The 14612-nt window shown below is 50.8% G+C and carries 13 protein-coding genes and 2 tRNA genes; 1 reads left to right on the top strand and 14 read right to left on the bottom strand.

From position 1 onward, the window contains the following. Position 1 precedes the first annotated feature (1 nt). The 11 genes from NSS83_RS26250 to NSS83_RS26200 form a co-directional block, all read right to left on the bottom strand. A complete protein-coding gene (locus NSS83_RS26250) occupies positions 2–1546 on the bottom strand; it encodes a response regulator (RefSeq protein WP_341187293.1) in 1545 nt (514 codons plus the stop codon). A 139-nt stretch (positions 1547–1685) separates the two neighbouring features. Continuing rightward, the gene (locus NSS83_RS26245; protein ID WP_341187292.1) at positions 1686–1958 is read right to left on the bottom strand and encodes a hypothetical protein; all 273 of its coding nucleotides are present in this window, start codon (positions 1956–1958) and stop codon (positions 1686–1688) included. Between the two features lie 106 nt (positions 1959–2064). Beyond that, the gene (locus NSS83_RS26240) at positions 2065–2958 is read right to left on the bottom strand and encodes a polysaccharide deacetylase family protein (protein WP_341346832.1); all 894 of its coding nucleotides are present in this window, start codon (positions 2956–2958) and stop codon (positions 2065–2067) included. Between the two features lie 184 nt (positions 2959–3142). After that, positions 3143–3225 (bottom strand) — tRNA-Leu (locus NSS83_RS26235). Between the two features lie 4 nt (positions 3226–3229). After that, positions 3230–3304, bottom strand: a tRNA-Glu gene (locus NSS83_RS26230). A gap of 169 nt (positions 3305–3473) precedes the next feature. Continuing rightward, positions 3474–4610 (bottom strand): alanine dehydrogenase, encoded by a 1137-nt coding sequence (gene ald / locus NSS83_RS26225; RefSeq protein ID WP_341187290.1) that lies wholly within the window; start codon positions 4608–4610, stop codon positions 3474–3476. Positions 4611–4851: 241 nt separating this feature from the next. Next, a complete protein-coding gene (locus NSS83_RS26220; protein WP_340756286.1) occupies positions 4852–6048 on the bottom strand; it encodes an ABC transporter substrate-binding protein in 1197 nt (398 codons plus the stop codon). 78 nt (positions 6049–6126) lie between these two features. Continuing rightward, positions 6127–6828 (bottom strand): ABC transporter ATP-binding protein, encoded by a 702-nt coding sequence (locus NSS83_RS26215; RefSeq protein ID WP_341019198.1) that lies wholly within the window; start codon positions 6826–6828, stop codon positions 6127–6129. Between the two features lie 4 nt (positions 6829–6832). Further along, on the bottom strand, positions 6833–7615 hold the full coding sequence (locus tag NSS83_RS26210; protein WP_341019197.1) for an ABC transporter ATP-binding protein: 783 nt from the start codon (positions 7613–7615) through the stop codon (positions 6833–6835). Further along, a complete protein-coding gene (locus NSS83_RS26205) occupies positions 7584–8552 on the bottom strand; it encodes a branched-chain amino acid ABC transporter permease (RefSeq protein WP_341187288.1) in 969 nt (322 codons plus the stop codon). The genes NSS83_RS26210 and NSS83_RS26205 overlap by 32 nt, the downstream gene beginning before the upstream one ends. Positions 8553–8564: 12 nt before the next feature. Further along, positions 8565–9470 (bottom strand): branched-chain amino acid ABC transporter permease, encoded by a 906-nt coding sequence (locus NSS83_RS26200; protein ID WP_341187287.1) that lies wholly within the window; start codon positions 9468–9470, stop codon positions 8565–8567. A 548-nt stretch (positions 9471–10018) separates the two neighbouring features. On the opposite strand from NSS83_RS26200, the gene NSS83_RS26195 reads away from it, so the two are divergent. Next, positions 10019–10843 carry a CPBP family intramembrane glutamic endopeptidase gene (locus NSS83_RS26195; protein WP_341346831.1) on the top strand — a complete coding sequence of 275 codons (825 nt, stop codon included), beginning with the start codon at positions 10019–10021 and terminating at the stop codon, positions 10841–10843. A gap of 400 nt (positions 10844–11243) precedes the next feature. Here NSS83_RS26195 and NSS83_RS26190 read toward each other — a convergent pair whose 3' ends face one another. Genes NSS83_RS26190 through NSS83_RS26180 form a run of 3 tightly spaced genes read right to left on the bottom strand, consistent with a single transcriptional unit; the run spans position 11244 to position 14317 of the window. Continuing rightward, on the bottom strand, positions 11244–12326 hold the full coding sequence (locus NSS83_RS26190; RefSeq protein WP_341346830.1) for a Gfo/Idh/MocA family oxidoreductase: 1083 nt from the start codon (positions 12324–12326) through the stop codon (positions 11244–11246). Between the two features lie 12 nt (positions 12327–12338). Further along, positions 12339–13262 carry a helix-turn-helix domain-containing protein gene (locus NSS83_RS26185; RefSeq protein WP_341187284.1) on the bottom strand — a complete coding sequence of 308 codons (924 nt, stop codon included), beginning with the start codon at positions 13260–13262 and terminating at the stop codon, positions 12339–12341. A gap of 20 nt (positions 13263–13282) precedes the next feature. Beyond that, positions 13283–14317: a Gfo/Idh/MocA family oxidoreductase gene (locus tag NSS83_RS26180; RefSeq protein ID WP_341187283.1), complete on the bottom strand. Its 1035-nt coding sequence runs from the start codon at positions 14315–14317 to the stop codon at positions 13283–13285. Positions 14318–14612: the final 295 nt, after the last annotated feature.

Raw genomic sequence — 14612 nt, 5'->3', positions numbered from 1 at the left:
ACTATTCGCTGCCCCTCTGCTGCAGGAAATCCTTGGGCTGTATACCCGTATTTTTTTTGAAGACCTGACTGAAGTATTGGCTGGTTTTGTACCCTACTTTCTCCGATACCTCGTAGATCTTGTATTCACCGGTCTGCAGGAGCTTCTTGGCCAGCCCGATCCGATATTCCGTCGTGTAGTCGAGCAGGGACTGGCCCGTCTCCCGCTTGAAGGTTGTCCGAAGATGGATGCTGCTGATCTGCAGATGGCCCGCAACCGTCTCCAGGGACAGATCGGGATCGGCGTAATTCCCGGCAACATACTCCATCGCCTTGTTGACCCAGCGGGAATATTGCTTCTGGCTCTGCCGCTGCTGCAAGCATTCTTCAAGCATCCGGTACAAGCTGTTAACTACTTGCCTCGCGTCTGTACCCAGTACTTGATCAGGGCTGATGCTTCCGTCCTTGCGGCTTGCACCCTTGATCTCCTCCATGACGGCGCGCAAATCTCCCAAATAAGCCTGAGCGGCGATATGGTCCAGACCTGTCTTCAGCCGTTCCAACAGATAGGGTTCGGGGGATAGAAGATATTGTCTGGTCTCTAAGGCTATACTGGTAGCTTCTCTGGGAGAAGCGGCTTGCTCCAGCAGAAATACAGCACCGGGCGGCAAAAACACGGAATAATCATAGGCCTGCCTCATCGCAGCATATCTGCGATCCGGCAGTTCTGCGCCATTACCTGCGGATATTATCACTCTGGGAAGGTTCCCCCGATAGAATGACTCTAAGCAGAGCAGAACTTGGGCCGCGAGCTGCCGCAAGTTATAATGCTGGAGCAGCAGACTGCTGGAAGAGGATAACTTCAACAGCAAGATGTATCCGCCTTCATCCATCTCCAGAAGTTGAAGCTCTTCCAAGTCCGTTGACTGACGGCGGATCTCTTCTTCGACATTCTTCCATACGAGGGCCGTGCCACTGCGTGCATTACTCCGGCTGCCGTCCAGCCTCAATGCAGCCTCCAGCTCGAAATACAGCAGTCCGGGCTGACCCTGATAATAGTCTGCCACGAGGCGGTGCAGCCTTGATTCCTGATTCCCTGCTGGAGCCTGATACTTGCCGGCCAGCATATCCTTCAGCAGAATATGGAGCGCATGTCCATGCCCTTGTTCCTCGGCGGCCTCCGCTGCCAGCCCTTCCTTCAGCAGCTTCAAGGGTTCCAGCAGGCGGCCCCGGCTGATCTCATGCTTAAGCAGATAATGGGCTGCGCGCAGCTCCAATGCCTGACGGGCATAATCAAAGTCACGGTAAGCAGTCAGAAAGATCAGCCGAGTTCTAGGGGCAAGCAGGACCACATGCCGTCCCAGCTCCAAACCATCCATAGGTGACATGGAGATATCGGTGATGACAATCTGCGGCCGCAGCTCCTCGAATTTCCGCAATGCCATGCGCCCGCTGGTCGCCTGAGCGACCACCCGGAAGCCATTTTCCTCCCATGGAACCGATTGGTAGACATGATCAAGTGCAAGCGGCTCATCATCCACAAGCATGACCGAAATCAATGAATTCACTGTAGAAATCCCCCGTTCCTGTCGAATCCTGATATATATGCAGGTATAACGGAACCTGGAAGGGCTGTCAATGGAAATGACTTCCTTCATGACTTGCAGATTGGCGTGGTCTTCCACACAAAAAAACTCACCGCTGGCATTATCCAAGAATGCCGTCCGGTGAGTCATTCACATCGTATTTTTTATGAAAATAGGCTTCTGAACACCACCTAATCAGGTCATCCCGTTCTTTCTCATGAATCTTGATTAACTGGTTCAGAACAAAAACCCGCTGCACTATATCCTCCGCAAAACGCAGCTGATTCGTGTAATAATCGATTTCCCTTTGATAGGCCGAGTACTCTCCGTTGTTATGGGCAGAGTAAGCTTTTAACAATTGAAGGTGAAGATCATAGATCTCAGAGTAATTCATTACCGTAGACTACCTCCCAGGTAAGGCTTTTACTAGTATTGTCTCCAAGATTGATAGGATTATACGATAGAGCTCCACTCTTCATTTGTCATCAGCTAGAGCGTGATCAGGTTAGAATTCTTTGTAGTTCACGTATTTCTTTCCATGAGACTAAATTAATTTTCTCTTTTTTAAGCACTTTCTTAATATCAGGATCTATTAGTAATAGATACTCAATCCCACGCTCAAAATAACAACTCGTTACAGACTTCAATTCTTCAGTTATTTTCGATGGATGTATAGTTAATTGTGTTATACCGGGCTTAATATTTTTTAGTAGCGTGAGCAACTGTCTCTTCATTTCTTCATATTCCACGGGCTTACAGCAGTAGGGCAAAGAAATTACATCATCAATAAACAAGATCCCACGTTTTCTTCCTGAATTAATTCTAATGCGAAAAGTTTCTTTTTGCTTGTTATTAAAAAATGGTTGTTCAATTATTCTTGTTGGTAAGTTAAAGGGGAGACGATATTTCTCGCATAGATCAAAGGTTATCTCTAAAAAATCATTGCCCGCATATAAACCCATAAGACTACCGCCATGACTATCAAGATGAGTTGGGTCCATTCCTAACATAGTTGCACTTTGTATTTGAGCCTCTAATTCAATTCTAACTTCTTCATCATCAGCATTTATCTCTAAGTACGAAATATCATTATGGAAGTTGCCATCCCCATTGATTAAACTTCGCAAGGGTCTTTCTTGAAATACTGGACGATATGAATGATGCTCACCGCTTGTTAAGGTAAGATGAATCCCGATATTATCTAGAATGTTTTGATTACTTAATTCAAGGGCTTCCCGTGCTGCTGGACAGGGAAACATTATAGATGTTGAGGTTATAGCTTGTTGTTCAAATAAACTAACAATCGCTTCATTAGTTCCCTTAGTTATTCCGAAATCATCAGCATTAATTATTAACAAACGGTCATCTGAAGAAAAACCTAATTTGCTTATCATAAAGATCTCCACCTTAATAAGGTTTTTGCAATCAAAAAAGAAAAACAGTAGAGATACAAAACACATTATAATGTGCGTATCTCTACTGTTTCAGAAAAATAAAATTAAAATAGTCAAACAATATTTTTCGCAAAAAAAGCAAAAACCCTTGAACTACCAAGGATTTTTGCTCATTTGAATGATATGCGGTAGAGAGGACTCGAACCTCCACGGGTATACACCCACTACCCCCTCAAGATAGCGTGTCTGCCATTCCACCACTACCGCATATTGGTGACTCGTATGGGATTCGAACCCATGTTACCTCCGTGAAAGGGAGGTGTCTTAACCCCTTGACCAACGAGCCATATTAGCATTATTGTGTTTGTCACAACAAAAATGAGTATATCAAACCTTGTCCGATTTGACAAGCATTATTTCTAACAAAAAAATCGGGAGAATACAGGCGATTTGCCCCTGATTCTCCCCGAATCCTGCCCTGCCTTCCCGCAGGACAACTCAGCTAATTCTGCCGCTCACTGCCCCTCGCCAACCGCCGCCAGCGCTGCGATTCCATCCGCATATTCATACCCCAGGCTCCCGGCCACCGCAGCATTGGTCACCTGTCCGGCTACCACATTCAGGCCGCGCGCAAGCGCCGCGTTTTTCGCCGCAGCCGCATGAATGCCCAGATTGGCGATCTGGAGCGCGTAGGGGATCGTTACGTTGGTCAGCGCCAGGGTCGAGGTCCGTGCGACCGCTCCAGGCATGTTGGCTACGGCGTAGTGGACTACGCCATGCTTCACATACGTCGGGTTCTCATGTGTGGTGATCCGGTCTATGGTCTCGATCGACCCGCCCTGATCAATTGCAACATCCACGATGACAGAGCCCTCTTCCATCTGCTTCACCATATACTCTTTAACCAGCTTCGGCGCACGGGCACCAGGAATCAGCACCGCTCCGATCAGCAGATCCGCCCGGCGCACAGCCTGCTCCAGATGATAGGAATCCGACATCACGGTCACCAGCCGTCCGCCAAAAATATCATCCAACGCGCGCAGACGGCCCGCATTCAGATCCAGTATGGTGACGCGCGCCCCCATGCCCAGCGCTATCTTGGCCGCATTGGTGCCGACAATTCCGCCGCCGACAATGACGACCTCACCCGGCTGAACACCGGGTACCCCGCCGAGCAGAACACCTTTGCCGCCATGCGGCTTCTCCAGCAGCCCGGCACCGATCTGCACCGCCATCCGTCCGGCGACCTCACTCATTGGAATCAGCAGCGGCAACGAGCCGTCTTCAAGCTGAATGGTCTCATAGCCCACGGCGGTCACACCGCTCTCCACCAGTGCCTGGGTCAACTCCGCTTCAGGTGCCAGATGCAGATAGGTGAAGAGAATCAACCCTTTGCGGAAATAACCGTACTCCTCCGGCAGCGGCTCCTTCACCTTGATGATCATCTCTGCCTTGCTCCAGACCTCAGCAGCCGTATCCAGAATCACTGCACCTTTATCTGAGTATTCCTTGTCACCCATGCCGCTGCCTGCTCCGGCTGAAGCTTGGATGTAGACTTCATGACCTGCCTTCCGGAGCGCTTCCACCCCGGCCGGGGTGATGGCGACGCGGTTCTCGTTATTCTTGATTTCTGCGGGTACGCCAATAATCATGCCGATTCCCCCTCAAAGTTGTGTTAGCATAGCCTTCCTTGATATCTCACCGGCACAACTCGCTTCGGAAGCACCTGCTTAGTTGTGTAAGTATAGTCAACATTTTATCCTTGTGAGATGCGAAAAGAAAGGCTCCCCTTCGGGGCCTTCCTCTTCATGGTTAAGGTGAGGCAAGAGGCCCCCTGGCCTCCTGCGGACCGGCGGCCTGTTCCCTTCACCTTAGTATATGCAATTTCGCTCCTTAAGGATTAACCTTGGTCTCAAAGGTTTGCTTCCCGTCAACAAATTTCAGCACAACCGCCGCTTTGACCGGGTCATGCTTGTCGTTCAGGGTGATTTTGCCGGTAGCGAGCTGCAGATCCTTAGTCGCTGCCAGCGCTTCGGTGATCTTGGCCGGATCGGCTTCGCCCGCGCGGGTAATCGCATCAGCCACCAGCTTCAGGGCATCATAGCCCAGGGCCGCCATCCCATCGGGAACCGCTCCGCCATTAGCCGCTTTGTAGGCGTCCACGAAGCTGGTTACTTCAGGTGCTGTATCTTCAGGCGAGTAGTGATTGGACATGAACGTGTTCTCCAGCGCTTTGGCACCGGCGATTTCCGCCAGCTGCGGGGAATCCCAGCCGTCGCCGCCCAGGAACGGAACGGTGATGCCCATTTCACGGGCCTGCTTCACAATTTTACCTACTTCTTCATAATAACCAGGCAGGTAGATGACATCCGGGTTCGCTGCTTTGATGCGGGTCAGAACTGCTTTAAAGTCCGAATCCTTCTGCTGGTAAGACTCCTGGCTCAGCACCTCGCCGCCTTTAGCCTTGAAGGTCTCTTCGAAGAACTTTTGCAGACCCTTGGAGTAGTCGGACGAAGTATCGGTATAGATAACAGCCGTCTTAGCCTTCAGGGAATCGAGCGCAAAGTTAGCCATTACCTCCCCCTGGAACGGATCGATGAACGCTGCGCGGAACACGTATTCATTGACATTCCCGCTGCGCTCATCCACAGTAACCTTCGGATTGGTAGCCCCTACCGAGACAAGCGGAATCTTTTTCTCCGTAGCTACCGGAACGATCCCCAGCGTGTTGGTCGAAGTGGATGCGCCGATGATGGTCACGACCTTGTCATTGGTGATCAGCTTCTGTGCCGCCTGGGTAGCTTCTTCAGACTTCGATGCATTGTCTGCAACTACCAGCTCCAGCTGCTTGCCGAGTATACCGCCTTTGGCGTTGATCTCGTCAACCGCCAGCTTCGCGCCCTTGGATGCGGAGTCGCCGAAAGAAGCCTGACCGCCTGTGAGCTCAAGGTCAGCCCCGATCTTGATGGTGCCTCCGGCCGTGTTGCCGCCGCTTGCAGAGTTACCGCTGTTCTCTGTGTTGTTGCCGCAGCCGGATGCTAATACCGCAGTCAATACGGTTGACAAGATAATGGCCCCAATTTTCTTCATAGTTTCTCCCAGCCTCCTGATTATTTAGTTTATATATGTTGTATCTGTGATGCTGCTAATAGGATGGATACCCCCTGCTTAGTGCCCGAGATAAGCCATTTTGATCTCATCGGAGTCGGCCAATTCCTTGGCATCCCCTTCAAGCACTACCCGGCCTGTCTCCAGGACATAAGCGCGGTCAGCGATTTTAAGTGCCTGGTGCGCATTCTGCTCGACCAGCAATACAGTGGTTCCGGCATCATTGACTTCCTTGATAATCTTGAAAATATCCTGGACCAGCAGCGGCGCCAGCCCCATCGACGGTTCATCCAGCAGCAGCAGCTTCGGGTGGCCCATAATCGCCCGGCCCATCGCCAGCATCTGCTGCTCCCCGCCGGATAAGGTTCCCGCCTGCTGCTTCTTGCGCTCAAGCAATCGCGGGAAGGTGTTGTATACCTTCTCGAAGTCCGCAGCCAGACTGCTTCCATCCTGCAGGTAAGCGCCCAATTCGAGATTCTCCTCGACCGACATATTAGCGAATACGCGCCGTCCTTCGGGACAATGGATCAGCCCTTCTTTGACAATCGCCTGTACACTTTGATTCGTTATCGATTTACCCAGGAATTCAATACTTCCTGTCTTCGGCTTCAGCAGCCCCGAGAGCGTCTTCAGCAGCGTTGACTTGCCGGCGCCGTTGGCACCGATTAGCGTCACAATTTCCCCCTGCTTCACGGTGATGCTGAGATCCTTCAAGGCATGAATCGCTCCGTAATATACATTAATCCCTTGTACTGTAAGCATGGCGCTACGCCTCCTGTCCCAAATACGCTTCGATGACCTTCGGATTGTTGCGGATCTCCGCCGGCGTGCCGTCAGCGATCAGGATTCCGCGGTCCAGCACGTAGATGCGGCTGCAGACTCCCATTACCAGTGACATATCATGCTCGATCAGCAGAATGGTCAGGTCGAACTCCTCCCGGATCCAGGCGATCAGGTTCATCAGGTCACGCGTCTCATTCGGGTTCATCCCGGCTGCCGGCTCATCGAGCAGCAGCAGCTTGGGTCCGGCCGCAAGCGCCCGGGCAATCTCCAGACGCCGCTGATTCCCATAGCTCAGGTTGCTCGCTACCTCTTCACTCTGATCAGCCAGATTGAAGATGGAGAGAATATCCATCGCCTTCCGGGTAATCTCCTCTTCGCCCTGGAAATGCTTCGGCAGACGTAGCATCGAAGAGAACAACGAGTGCTTCGCATGCTGATGGAAGGCAATCTTGACGTTCTCGAGCACCGTCATAGCCGTAAACAGGCGGATGTTCTGGAACGTACGCGCAGCGCCTTTATGATTGATCTTGTAGGGCTTCATCCCGCCGATAGACTCATTATTCAAAAGAATGCTGCCCGACGATGGCGGGTACACTCCGGTCAACAGGTTGAATAGTGTGGTTTTACCTGCACCGTTGGGCCCGATCAGGCCGATCAGCTCGCCTTTATCAATATGAAGAGATACCTCGCTGACCGCCTTCAGTCCGCCGAAGGCCCGGCTGGCCGCTTTCACATCAAGGAGTACCGCTGCTCTTGATTGCGTCATTTGCCTTCGCCTCCTTTTTACCGAACTTGCCTAGTGAGAATTTGCTTACGCCAAGCAGGCCGCTTGGACGGAAGATCATCATCAGAATGAGCACTATCGAGTAGATAATCATGCGCCATTCCGGGAATTCACGTAAGTAGGTATACAGCAGGGTAACGAACACCGCACCCACGATAGAGCCCGCCGTACTGCCCAGCCCCCCGAGAACCACCATGACGATGATTTCAAAAGACTTCAGGAAGTTGAAGCTGCCCGGCGTAATGACATAGAACGTATGGGCCGACAGGCCGCCCGCCATTCCGGCAAACAGCGCACCGATGGTGAAGGCGATGATTTTGTAACGTGTCGTATTAATCCCCATCGCCTCCGCGGCAATCTCATTCTCGCGGATCGCAATACAGGCCCGGCCGTGAGTAGATCTAATGAAGTTATTAATCAGTACAACTGAGATCAGAGTGAAGAAGAAGAGCATGGTCCAGGTCGTTTTGGCCGGAATACCGCTGAGCCCTGAAGCTCCGCCGACATATTCCGTATTCAGCATAATAATGCGGATAATCTCACCGAACCCCAGCGTGGCAATAGCGAGATAGTCCCCGTTAAGCCGGAGTGTAGGCATCCCGATCAATACACCGAATACCGCAGCCAGCAGCCCACCCGCAAGAATCGCAGGAATGAACGGCACATTGTAGTCAAGGGTAAGAATCGCCGAGGTATACGCACCCACCGACATGAACCCGGCATGGCCAATGGAGAACTGCCCGGTAATCCCGGTAATCAGATTCAGCGACACGGCCAGCATGATATTAACCCCGATGAGAAGCAGCATAGACTGATTCACATCACTAAGAACTCCCGTTGTTAAAAGAACTTTTACGATTCCATAGAACGCAAGGGCGACAAGTAGGCCCAGCCAGAACTTTTTATTTATCTTTGTCACGGCAGCTTCCCCCTACACTTTCTCCCGGACATTCTTGCCGAACAGTCCGGATGGTTTGAAGATAAGGATTAGAATCAGTACCGCAAAAGCTACACCGTCACGCCAAGAGGAGAACCCGAGCGAAGAAATCTCTGTCTCCACCGTTCCCAGCAGCAATCCGCCGACAAGCGCACCCGGAATACTTCCAATCCCTCCAAGCACTGCCGCGACAAAAGCCTTAAGCCCGGGCATGACACCCATAAGAGGATCAACCGAATTGTACGTCATTCCGAAAATCACGCCTGCGGCAGCGGCAAGCGCTGAACCGATCGCGAAAGTGGCTGAAATGGTGCGGTCTACGTTGATACCCATCAGCCGCGCCGCTTCCACATCGAAGGATACGGCCCGCATGGCTTTGCCCGTTCGGGTGTACCTGACGATATATTGCAGCACTAGCATAAGAATTATCGTTGTTAGCAGAATCATGATCTGATTGGATTCGACCTGGATAGAAGACCCGAAGAGATGATACTGCTTCTTATCCATAATATCCGGGAAGCCCTTGGCCTGCGGCCCGAGGATCAAGACTCCGGTATATTCGAGCAGGAAGGATACGCCGATCGCTGTAATCAGCGCTGCAATTCGAGTGGACTTACGAAGCGGCTTATACGCCAGACGTTCAATGCTGATACCGAGCAATGCACTGATGGTCATCGAGATGATCAGCGACAAGAGCAGTACAACGATCGGCGGCAATCCGGCATTCGCCAGGTATTTGGCACTGTACAGACCGATGAACGACCCTACCATAAATACATCGCCATGCGCAAAATTAATCAGCTTGATGATACCATACACCATTGTGTAACCAAGGGCGATCAGAGCGTAAATGCTGCCTACGGATATCCCGTTTATTAGTTGCTGAATGAAATACTCCATCGCCATCCCCTTCTCCCCATATTCATCTTGTATACCCCTTTCTCTGTGCTGTTTCTCTTTTCTTGGATTATGATGTCATTTATATTAACACAAGGTCAGAGAATCGTCACTAATAATTGTGGGAATTAATACAAAATTCAATAGTTGGTGTTATATTACATAACATGATATATGTAGGATTCGGTAGGATAATATAGGTTTTCGAAAAATGCGCAGAAAACAGGAGAAAAACAGAGGATTTTCAAGCAGGAACGTTTTAGAAGTTGTTTCCTTTTCTTATACAATACTTTTTTTCTGCGTAATTAATATAACATTTGTCTCTTTACAGCATCATTCCTTCAATTAATTAAAGGGGTAACGGATTGAACCAGCAATGTGCGGTAGCAGAGTTCAAGATTATGCGTATAAAAGCCCCCCCTACATCTACAGTCTCATCGATACCTGGGCCAAGGTCCGGGCGGGCTGCTGGGCTCCGGGTTGTTCCTCACTTTCCCGTTCGTTGCTATACTCTACCAAGCATTACACACATCCAAAGGAGTGAAATTGAAATGAGCACCATCGAAAAAGAGGAGACCGTCCAATCTGCCAGGAGAGGGTTGCTAGTATTCTTCCTGATTCTTATACCCCTTACGGTTATAAGCTACATATTGGCCCTTACTGTAACGCCTGTGTACGGCTTGCTGCTGATGTGGGCGCCCGGGATCTCCTCCATACTCACCCGTATCCTGCGGCGTGAGGGCTTCGCGGATATCTCCCTGAGGTCCGGGGGACGGCGCACGCTCAGGGCGATTCCATTCATCTTGTTATTGCCGGTGGCGGTTGGTCTGTTGGCCTACGGGACTGTCTGGATCACAGGACTGGCGGAGTATACCGGACACAATGGCAACGTTATCGGTTCGCTGGTCTGGGCAATCCTGATTCAAATGTCCGTCGGAACCGCGATGGGAATCATCAGCAGTGCCGGAGAAGAGTTAGGCTGGAGAGGCTACATGCTGACCCGGCTTATTGGGGCCCGCGTCCCGAAGCCTATTCTCATGAGCGGGCTGATCTGGGGCATGTGGCATATCCCCGCGATTCTAATCGGCAGCTACTATTCCGGCCCTTCTCTGGCCTTATCGATCGTATTGTTCATGGTAACCATCAGCTCATTCAACATCATTATTAGTCTATTGCGCTTAAGCACTGGGAGCATATGGCCTTCCGTTCTGCTCCATGCCTCGTGGAATGCTATCATTCAGGATGCTTTCGACCGTTACACCAGCGGGAAGAATGCATTTCTCTGGACAGGCGAGTCCGGGATACTGGTGGCTGCTACGCTCGTGATTGCAGCGTGGTTCTTCTACAGAAGATCTACGCTAGATGTCAGATTGTAAATGGCAATTCGGCAAAAAATATATAAACAATAAGAGGGTGTCCATAAGCCATGAAATGGCTGGGATACCCCTTGTTTTGGAGTTAGATGGACGTTTGTGTCGATGAGGACGCTCCGCAAACGGAACGTTGTTACAATCGCTGTTGTGTCCAGATTTTTTTCATTCCCTTAGCGGTGAAAATCCGGACACAAAGGCGACCGCTGCCGCTTTTCTGCGGGTCGTTCCGTCCGCTCCGCTGTTTAAGCGGGATGCGAAAACAGATTTTTTAACACAAAAAAGAAACCGTCCAAACATCAATGGACCAAAAACAGAAAGCAGCAATTCTCCCATAAGAGAATCGCTGCTTTTTTAACATTTGAAGCTTTTACGAAATCTGAGATTTGACTCGGGCAATGACCGCCTAGTCCAAATATACGGCTTTCCCCGTCTGTGCCGATTCATAGATGGCCTCCAGAATCCGTGAGACTACATAAGCCTGTTCAGGAGTGACGACCGGATCTTTATCCTGTTCGATCGCTTCGATCCACTTTCTTAATTCGATATCCGTAGATTTCTCTTCTTTGCCATCATAGAAAGCTACTCCTCCGGCACCAAGCTCAATTTCGTTCGTGTATAGCTTGCTATGCTTCTCCCCGTTAATCCGGAGACCCTTCTTCATGTCCGCACCCGCTTCGGTTCCGCTTAAGCTGCACTTGGCTTCATCCACATCCAGCGAATTAAGCGCCCAGCTCGCCTCCAGCGTAATCGTTGCGCCGTTCTCCATCACAATCATCCCGAAGGCCGAGTCTTCCACGGTGAATTTCTTCGGGTCCCAAGGTCCCCAGGCGTTGGCCGCATCTTCTTTTTGGGAGAGCTCGTGGTATTTGGTTCCCAGCACAACCTTTGGTTTGTAGTTGTCCATCATCCAGAGCGTCAGATCCAGCGCATGGGTTCCAATATCGATAAGCGGGCCGCCCCCTTGCTTCTCCTCATCCAGGAATACTCCCCAGGTAGGGACCGCTCTCCGCCGGATCGCATGCGCTTTTGCATAATAGATATGACCGAGCTCGCCTGCTTCACAGACTTTTTTCAGATACAAGCTGTCTTGCCGGAACCGGTTGTCATACCCTATGGTCAGCTTCTTCCCAGTACGTTTCGCTGCTTCAGCCATACGTTTGGCGTCCGCTGCTGTTTTGGCCATGGGCTTCTCACACATCACATGCTTGCCCGCTTCCAAGGCCGCAATGGATATTTCCGCATGCGCGTCATTGGGAGTAAGCACATGAACAATGTCAATGGAAGCATCCTTCAATAATTCCTGATAGTCCGTATAGACAGCAGCATCTGCACTGCCGTATTGTTCAGCAGCCGCTTCAGCCCGTTCCTTGATAATATCGCAAAAAGCTACCACTTGAACCTTATCCTGTCTGCTTAAGGCCGGCAAATGCTTCCCGTTCGCAATCCCTCCACAGCCGATAACCCCAACACGATACACTTTGCCCATCGTCACTCATCCTCACTGTTCATGTATTTGTCTAGCCTTGCGGTATGCAGCCGGGGTCATGCCCAGCCGCTTGCGGAATACTGAATGCAGATAGGTCGCAGTGGTGAACCCTTCAGACTCCGCAATATGTTCGATCGACAGGTTACTGGCTTCAAGCTTGCTGCACACAGCCTTCAAACGGATCTCCTCAAGAATCCGGCTGAAGGTTTGATCCGGATCGGTCTGTTTAAATATCCGCTGCAGCTGCCTTGCGCTGATATTCAGCTTCTCCGCAACATTCTCCAGCGTCACGGCTGCCGAATAATTCGCTTCCATGTACTGAACAGCATATTGATAGCGGTAGGACAGCATGTCCCGTACGGGTGCCGCAGCTCCCATCCCGCCTGTATCATAAGCTCTGGTTACCTTCAGCAAGATACTAATCACGAGATGCTTGATGGATGTGTAATATCCCGCAAGCTTGCCGTCACAGGCTTCATAGGCTTCCAAAAAACACTTCATCGCCCTGTGATAATCCTGTGCAGGGACAAGCGGCAGGTTTCTCAGCTTCTCCACACATTCCTCCGCTTCGGCAACCTCCCACGGGTCTGCATCGTCCCGGGGCTTCTCCGCAATATGGATATGCAGACATAACTCCTCCATCGACTCTTCCGCATCTGCTTCTTGACGGTGCATCACTCCCGGTCCGGTCAAATAGAGCATTCCCTCCGACAAAGAATACTGCTGATCGCCGAGAATGACCGTTCCTTTGCCCCGCGGTATGAAATGAAATTCAAATTCAGCATGGTTATGGAAATCAATAACCTTCCCCGGCGGAAAAGAGGTCAAATGAAACCGGAGAACAGAAATTTCATAATGTCCCCACAGGATAGAAATATCCAGTCTTTCCAGCAGATCCATCTTCTCAAACATAATCTCGAAGGGAAAAGGGCTCATGTTAACCTCCCGCTTATAGGCTACGCACTGTACCCGGATAATGGATCAAGACAAGACTTCAGTTCGGCTAACCGGATCACCCGTCCTGCCTTCGCTGAGAGATTCGCCGCCTCCATTAACCGGGTAAGCTCTGTTGCCGCTTGAATATTGTCAGAAGCAACCGTGTTGTTCTGGATGTGGGCTACCCACTGCTCAAAAGCGCTCTCACGATTGGCCAGTACAGGCGTCTCGTTCCAGGCAGCCCCTTGATTTGCCGCTTTATTACTTCTGACGAGCAGCTTTGCTTCAGGCGTTCCATACAATAGAGTTCCTTCCGTTCCATGCACTTCTATGGTAAAAGGGGAGTAGCTGTTCACGAAGCCAGCTTCCACTACACCGATTGCTCCCGAATCCGTATAGAGCGTCGCTACTGCGTTGTCCTCCACTTCCTTGCCCGTCACATATCCGAAGCTCGCGCTTACCCCGGTCACCTCTTGACCCAGGAACAGTCTGGTCAGGTACATGGGATGGCATCCCAGATCAATCAAGGCACCGCCCTGGCATTGTTCAAGGCTATAGAAATGCTCGGGAAGCCAGTTGGCCGTTGCGCCGTTATGGGATAAGCGGACTCTGACATACGTAATCTGCCCAAGAAGTCCCTGGCTTAGAATGTCTGTAACCGATAACGTATAACCGTCATTTAGCCGCGGCAGCGACACGGTTAGCTTCACTCCATGCTCCGCGATCTCGGAGAGGATTTCATTAACCTCACTCAGCGTTGCAGCTACAACCTTTTCGGTGAAGATGTGCTTGCCTGCTCTGGCCGCCGCAATCATGACCTCCCGGTGCATATGGGTTGGCGCGTCGACAATCACGGCATCGATATCCTTCCGGGCAAGCATGTCCTCCAAAGAATCATAGAACGGGATATTCAAGCTCTCTGCCGCCTTCCTGCCCCGCTCCGCATCCTCGTCCCATACCGCAGCAATTTCCGTATCCCCATGCTCCTGGGCCTGCTTCGTATAATCCCAGGCATGTACATGCCAAAAGCTAATCTTGCCAATCCTAATGCTCACCCGCCTGCACCTCCATATACATTATTCTGACATCACCTATAAAGTATCATATAACAAGCAGGATTTTTAGTAGATAAATGCGACATCGACTATATGGAATTACGACATCGGACAGGACAATCGTATCTTCCAGGGATTCAGCCGCTCCTGCTGAAAAGACGCAAAAAAGGAGCTCAATATGAGCTCCTTCAACGAACCACCGAGGGTTCTCATCCCCAGCAGGGAAGTATAATCAAAACGGAGAGAGAGGGATACTCTCGCTGCGCGAGAGATTGCGATGCCATTGCTAACGAAG

Source organism: Paenibacillus sp. FSL H3-0469 (assembly GCF_038051945.1).
GTDB lineage: Bacteria > Bacillota > Bacilli > Paenibacillales > Paenibacillaceae > Paenibacillus_AQ.
Note: the sequence above shows the minus strand (reverse complement) of the source record. Positions and strands in the feature narration are given on the sequence as shown.

Excerpts from the sequence above, each read along its gene's own strand:
- NSS83_RS26245 (WP_341187292.1), bottom strand. The coding sequence starts at position 1,958 with ATGAATTACTCTGAGATCTATGATCTTCACCTTCAATTGTTAAAAGCT.
- NSS83_RS26240 (WP_341346832.1), bottom strand. The coding sequence starts at position 2,958 with ATGATAAGCAAATTAGGTTTTTCTTCAGATGACCGTTTGTTAATAATT.
- ald (WP_341187290.1), bottom strand. The coding sequence starts at position 4,610 with ATGATTATTGGCGTACCCGCAGAAATCAAGAATAACGAGAACCGCGTC.
- NSS83_RS26220 (WP_340756286.1), bottom strand. The coding sequence starts at position 6,048 with ATGAAGAAAATTGGGGCCATTATCTTGTCAACCGTATTGACTGCGGTA.
- NSS83_RS26215 (WP_341019198.1), bottom strand. The coding sequence starts at position 6,828 with ATGCTTACAGTACAAGGGATTAATGTATATTACGGAGCGATTCATGCC.
- NSS83_RS26210 (WP_341019197.1), bottom strand. The coding sequence starts at position 7,615 with ATGACGCAATCAAGAGCAGCGGTACTCCTTGATGTGAAAGCGGCCAGC.
- NSS83_RS26200 (WP_341187287.1), bottom strand. The coding sequence starts at position 9,470 with ATGGAGTATTTCATTCAGCAACTAATAAACGGGATATCCGTAGGCAGC.
- NSS83_RS26195 (WP_341346831.1), top strand. The coding sequence starts at position 10,019 with ATGAGCACCATCGAAAAAGAGGAGACCGTCCAATCTGCCAGGAGAGGG.
- NSS83_RS26190 (WP_341346830.1), bottom strand. The coding sequence starts at position 12,326 with ATGGGCAAAGTGTATCGTGTTGGGGTTATCGGCTGTGGAGGGATTGCG.
- NSS83_RS26185 (WP_341187284.1), bottom strand. The coding sequence starts at position 13,262 with ATGAGCCCTTTTCCCTTCGAGATTATGTTTGAGAAGATGGATCTGCTG.